Source organism: Enterococcus sp. 4E1_DIV0656 (assembly GCF_002140695.1).
GTDB classification, from domain to species: Bacteria; Bacillota; Bacilli; order Lactobacillales; family Enterococcaceae; genus Enterococcus_D; species Enterococcus_D entomosocium.
Genome location: NZ_NGLF01000001.1, coordinates 2,204,537 through 2,205,935, shown reverse-complemented (window position 1 = coordinate 2,205,935; position 1,399 = coordinate 2,204,537). Strand labels below are relative to the sequence as shown.

Here is a 1,399-nt window from a genome sequence, read left to right as displayed (position 1 = left end):
ATTCCTTGTCCATTCTATATCGTTTTATCTTTTGTTCAATTTCGTTTATTAAATCATCCTCAATCTGAAAAATTTTACCGGGAAGAAAATTCTTACTTGATTCTTCTGCTCTTTGTTCCTTCAATTCAACATCAAATTGATAGTAAAGAACAGGTCTTCTTTGAATGGCAAAATCTAGACCCACACTTGAAAAATCGGTTATTAAAATCCCATGTTCCTTTAATAATGTTTGAACTGTAGTATCCGATGCCTTAATGATATTAACAAAATCAGAAGTGAACAGATGATTATATTTTTGAAAATTATTGTGAAGATACAAATCGATTGTAATCCCTTTATCCATAACCAGTTTTTCTAGTCTTGGATTATTAATTAAGGAATGAAAAGCCTTATAAAACGTTGTTTCTGTAAAATCTTCATCCGAAAGTTTTTCTTGCCCCATTCGCCACGAAGGCATAATTAAAACTTTCTTTCGTACTTTATATGACTCAAAAAAACCATTATCTTTTAGCAAACTATCAAATCTAGCTAAACCAGTTACTGCTATATCTTCTTCAGGGTAATATAGCTCATCTCTGACAATGCTCTTTTCTCGCTCAGAAGAAACAATGAATTTGTTTATTAGGTTAGGATGTGTTTTTCTTCCATACATATATTCCAAATTTCTGACTCCAATTATACCATGCTGTAAAAATAACTTATACAAGTCTTTAATTTTCTGTTCAGCAGAAGCAGACAAAACAGGTACTGCATAGTTAGGGGTATGTGTATGCGCTAAAAAATTGGCTTTAAAAAAATAATCTATATGCTCTTTGCTTTTATAAAAAACAACATTTGATAGGTATTTTTTCAAAAGATGTACATCATTTGAAGCACGTGAGATAATATAAATAGGTTTAAAAGTATTCTGTTCCTCCATTAAATATTTAAAAAAAGCTAATCCATTTTCCTGAGCTTTGTATGGATATTCTGTTATTAAAATTATATTTTCAGAATCTGTTATTTCAGAAATTTCCTTCTCTTTAAAATAACTATATATATCGTTTTTTAAAAAACCAATTCTACACGATAAATTCCCTAACCCCGTCTCATACCATCGCACTAACACTTTCATACTCTCCGAAAAGTCTAACCAAGTTTCATCATTAAACAGATCGGTATAAATTATTCTAGATTTAAAATTTGTTAATGGTAGCATTTCTGAGCTAGTAGTAATGAAAAAGTCAATAACGGTTGTATCATAGTCATCGTAGTCAATTCTCGTGATTATTGTTTTTAATACCTGAGGAAAGTCTATTGTAATTTCAAATACATTTAAAAATACATTAGGTTCTACTCTGATACTTTCTAACCATTTAGATTTCAAATCAATTTGAAGCTTTTCTTTACGGTTAGAGAT

1 protein-coding gene is annotated in these 1,399 nt (G+C 29.6%); it reads right to left on the bottom strand.

Annotated elements, in window-relative coordinates; genetic code table 11:
• On the bottom strand, positions 1-1,399 hold a 1,399-nt coding region (locus tag A5882_RS10425; RefSeq protein ID WP_086372715.1), incomplete at both ends, for a CDP-glycerol glycerophosphotransferase family protein.